Below are 4,020 nucleotides of genomic sequence, written 5' to 3' on the forward strand. Positions count from 1 at the left end.
GAGGTACTGGTCGAGCAGAACATCAATGGTAAGACGGATACCTCTTATATCTACGGAGCGGAGATAAACGGCGGATTCGACCGGATCTCCCTTGACCGCTTCGATGGCAGCACCGGCTACTACCTCTACGATGCCAGGGGAAGCGTCTCCGGCATCACCAATGAAGAGGGACAGGTCTACCAGTCCTACCGTTACAGTGTCACCGGAGAGATCACCTTCGGTGCTCCGCAGTATGAGAACGAATATGCCTATAACGGAGAGTCCTACAATCCGAATATCGAGAGCCAGTATCTGAGAGCAAGGTACTACTGCGTGGTAACAGCGACCTTCCTCACCGAAGACAGCTACCTCGGCAGCCTGACAGAACCGCTGACGCTTAACAGGTATAATTACTGCGTGAGCAGCTATCTGAATTATACGGATCCGAGCGGAAACAGTTTCGAGAATGCTTCTGATAAAATACTGGCCGGATACCGCAAGATTGACAGCTTGGGACATGAACTGATAATAGCGGTGAATTCATTTTCAAGTGGGGTTTCCGGATCGATATCAAAGTCAAACATGGACAAAATGGCAGGTGTTATTGCGGTTGGAGAAATGCTGGAAAGAATGTTTGGCATACGAGTCAGTGGATCTATGTCAATACTTTGGACACAAAAAGTTGAACTTTTCTCCCAGCATAACATATGCCGAGAGAATTATTTCTTAGGCTGCTAAAGCCTCATCTTCAACCTGTTGTGGTGTCTTGTAATCAAGAGCACTATGGCGCCTTTTTCGGTTGTAGAATGACTCTATATATTCAAAGAGTGCTGATTTAGCCTCCTCAAATGTGTAATATGTAGTTGTGTATACTTCTTCCTTTTTTAATACAGAATGGAAGGATTCGATGCAGGCATTATCATAGGGGTTACCCTTCCTGCTGAATGAATGTAACATTCCCTGATCCTGTAAGTATTTCTCGAATTCTTCACTGGTATACTGGCTTCCTAGATCACTATGAAGCACTATTCCCGTTGTATCAGGGATACTAAGGCATGCATTCTTTACAGCCTGTGTGGCAAGCTCAGCTGTTATATTTTTACCATATGCCCATCCTATGATTTTGCGATCATATAAGTCCATTACGGATGCAAGATAAGTCCATCCTTCATTTACTACATGGATATATGTGATATCAGTTACAAGCTTTTTAAATACTGTATCAGCACTAAAATCACGATTAAGGATATTTTCTTTATCATCAGGAACTGTACCCTGATTCTTTTGGTATTGATACTTTTTAACAACAATGCTTTTAATTTCAAGCTTTTTCATATGACGTTGAACACGTTTTACTGAGCAGGGGATATTTCTATCATTAAGTTCTCTATGGATCTTAATTGCCCCGTAACGTTTCTTAAATTCGTTATATATTGATAATACTTCATCGCTGAATTCCTTATATTCCTGTTCTCTTTTTGAAGGAACATGATTTAATGCAGCATAGTAAGTGCTTCTAGGAAATTGAAGTACAGAGCACATCTGTTTTACAGTATACTTGTCTAAGTTAGCTTGAATAAAGGACACGTATTCAGTTATTGATTTTTGGCGAATATGGCAGTAGCTTTTTTAATATTTCATTCTCAATTTCAAGGTCTTTCATTTTTTTCTGAAGAGCCTTGTATTCCTTTAAAGAAATAGTCTCTTCCTCTGTAGTAATTGCTGGAGCAAGATTTTTAATCCATGTAGAGACTGTGCCTTTTGGTATGCCATATTCGTTGCTTAATTCAGTTACACCTTTGCCAGCTTTACAATGCAGATCAACAATCTGCTGTTTAAACTCTGGGATATATGATTTTTGATTTTTAGCCATTGTGTTGAACTCCTTTTTCTATAAGTATAGCTTGTTCAACATTTCGTGTCTATGCTTATATTCTAGCACCACAGATCCGGTAAACCTGCATATGAACAATACACAGACTTAACAGAAACATTAGTCCAGAAGTTGTCAAAGGATGCAACGAACAGAACAATGTACTACGCAGGAAGATGCGCGGGAGATGCCCTTGTTATGGCAACCGGAGCAATGGAGATCGCGGAGGGGTTAAATTCCTTTTTTCCCGGAATCGGAGGAACGGTGGTTGCTGATGCATCGGGAGTGGCTTGTGTTGCGTCTGGGGCAACAATTGCAATAACCCTAGATGGTGTAGTTACAATTGTTGATGGTGCCGTATACTATATATAATGGTGTTGTGGCTATACAGGGAGACTCTCGTCAGTATAGAGATGCCAAAGGAGCGGATCGTAAGGAATCTGAGGGTGGTAGTTCTTTCACTAGTCAAAATCAAATGCAAAAACAAGTTGAAAAAGGGACAGCACCTAAGGGAGTTGATAGAGTGGATAAACCACATACAGATACAGGGCAGCCACACATTCATTTTGGAGAAAATGACAGAGCATTAAATATGGATGGAACATGGCATGATACTGGAAAAAATATTCCTAAAATTACGAGTGCAATAAAAAAATGGATTTTAAAGAATGGATGGAGTTTGCCAAATGAATAAATCAATAGTTGATAAGCATAAAAATTTTTTATTATCAGATTGTGTAATGAAAGAAATAAAATATGAAAAAAACGATATTTGTCTTACGTTTAATGAATACGGAGTATGGATCAGGCAAGATGAAAAAAAATATGAGAGGAAAGAAAACATTCAAATACGTTATTGTGATTGTGACATAGATAATATGAATATACATATTATAGAGAAGAAAAAGAATATCTTCAAAACTGTTTTTTTAGAGAGCGATGTCGATTTTAAAACATTTTTGAATAAGATAAATAATGGATTATGGAAATGTGAGATTATTCAAGAATATTATTGCGAAATAGGCTCTTTTTTCAATGCTATATTGAGAGAAGAAAACAGGCGAAGAAGATGCACTATTGAATTTGAATACAAAGATGTCTTTTGTAATATTATTTAATTTAATAGTATATCATTTATATATGCAAAAAAGATTTAATTTACATATTGATGAAGACAAAATTCCAAAGGATATGTCAAATGGGATATATATTCAGTTTGAAGTATCTAGAACAGATATTTTGTATTTTTGATTTAAATTAATTGTAGATCAAGTTTAAAACGCATTGTTTTTATGGCACTTGATGCGGTGAAGATAATGCGTTTTTCCTTTTTATGTTTTTTAAGTCTTTTTAGATTGCTGATTTGACACTAAGCCGTTGTTACAAAAGGTATAATATAAAGAAATAGAAAGTGTAATGTTGAAGTAAAACTTTAAAATAGGAGAATTTTTGTGGCAGTTGTAAGCTGCAGGATAGCTCCTGCTTTGTAGGTATGACAAGAACCACAATCTTATCAAAGTGACCGACCGGACATTTACCTATGATGCAGCCGGAAAGCTCCTGACCGCTACGGAGACCGAGGACAATTATGGCACCTGCGTCTACACGTTCGAGTATGACCTTATGGGTAACCGTACCTACATGGAGAAAACTTTGAACGGGACGGTTGTGGAGTGGCACAGATATGAGTATAATGAGAGTAACCAGCTGATCTCTGAAAAGCTCTACAATGGCAAAAAGACCACCAGCCTTGCCTATAACTATGATGCAGATGGCAACCGGATCAGTGAGACCGGGCGGATCGGCACGGACAAGGTGAACAGGACTTATGAATACTCCGTAGAGAATCGTCTGGCGGCAGTGCATGACGGGGATGAACTGCTCCTTGCTGCGGCTTATGACGGTGACGGCAACCGGGTATTCTTACTGAACTACAATCTCCATACCGATGACGACTGGAAGGGTAATTCCGGCAACGGCAACGGGAACAACAAGGACAACTCCGGCAGCGGAAATAATGGAAACGGAAATTCCGGCAATAACGGTAATGGAAACGGCAACGGTAAGGGGAAGGGCAACAATAAGAAGAACAGCAAGTCCGACGGCACGGATGATGCAGGCTACGGCAATGCAACCAATGCGGAGGAGAACAACAGCCAGAACCAGTG

At 39.4% G+C, this 4,020-nt stretch carries 6 protein-coding genes and 1 pseudogene; 5 read left to right on the top strand and 2 right to left on the bottom strand.

Annotated features, from left to right (window positions below; genetic code table 11):
* A partial coding sequence (locus OCV96_RS19210) for an RHS repeat domain-containing protein (protein ID WP_317239310.1) occupies positions 1-717 on the top strand: 717 nt, incomplete at its 5' end.
* On the opposite strand, the gene OCV96_RS19215 is transcribed toward OCV96_RS19210, so the two are convergent.
* Together OCV96_RS19215 and OCV96_RS19220 are read right to left on the bottom strand one after the other, a co-directional pair.
* Positions 706-1,566 carry an IS3 family transposase gene (locus tag OCV96_RS19215; protein WP_262595210.1) on the bottom strand — a complete coding sequence of 287 codons (861 nt, stop codon included), beginning with the start codon at positions 1,564-1,566 and terminating at the stop codon, positions 706-708. The genes OCV96_RS19210 and OCV96_RS19215 overlap by 12 nt on opposite strands.
* Before the next feature lie 4 nt (positions 1,567-1,570).
* Entirely contained in the window at positions 1,571-1,852 is a 282-nt protein-coding gene (locus OCV96_RS19220) for a transposase (RefSeq protein ID WP_262595211.1), read from the bottom strand.
* Positions 1,853-2,050: 198 nt separating this feature from the next.
* Between OCV96_RS19220 and OCV96_RS19225 the strand changes: the two genes are divergently transcribed.
* From OCV96_RS19225 to OCV96_RS19240, 4 genes and pseudogenes are all read left to right on the top strand, one after another.
* Positions 2,051-2,224, top strand: coding sequence for a hypothetical protein (locus OCV96_RS19225; RefSeq protein WP_262595212.1), 174 nt, complete (start codon positions 2,051-2,053; stop codon positions 2,222-2,224).
* 7 nt (positions 2,225-2,231) lie between these two features.
* Positions 2,232-2,546, top strand: coding sequence for a hypothetical protein (locus OCV96_RS19230; RefSeq protein ID WP_262595213.1), 315 nt, complete (start codon positions 2,232-2,234; stop codon positions 2,544-2,546).
* Positions 2,539-2,970: a hypothetical protein gene (locus OCV96_RS19235; protein ID WP_118693870.1), complete on the top strand. Its 432-nt coding sequence runs from the start codon at positions 2,539-2,541 to the stop codon at positions 2,968-2,970. Before OCV96_RS19230 ends, OCV96_RS19235 begins: the two co-directional genes overlap by 8 nt.
* A 400-nt stretch (positions 2,971-3,370) precedes the next feature.
* A pseudogene (locus OCV96_RS19240) lies at positions 3,371-4,020 on the top strand (hypothetical protein); the annotation flags it as partial.

Source organism: Waltera acetigignens, from assembly GCF_025567015.1.
Lineage (GTDB): Bacteria > Bacillota > Clostridia > Lachnospirales > Lachnospiraceae > Acetatifactor > Acetatifactor acetigignens.

Excerpts from the sequence above, each read along its gene's own strand:
- OCV96_RS19235 (WP_118693870.1), top strand. The coding sequence starts at position 2,539 with ATGAATAAATCAATAGTTGATAAGCATAAAAATTTTTTATTATCAGAT.
- OCV96_RS19220 (WP_262595211.1), bottom strand. The coding sequence starts at position 1,852 with ATGGCTAAAAATCAAAAATCATATATCCCAGAGTTTAAACAGCAGATT.
- OCV96_RS19225 (WP_262595212.1), top strand. The coding sequence starts at position 2,051 with ATGGCAACCGGAGCAATGGAGATCGCGGAGGGGTTAAATTCCTTTTTT.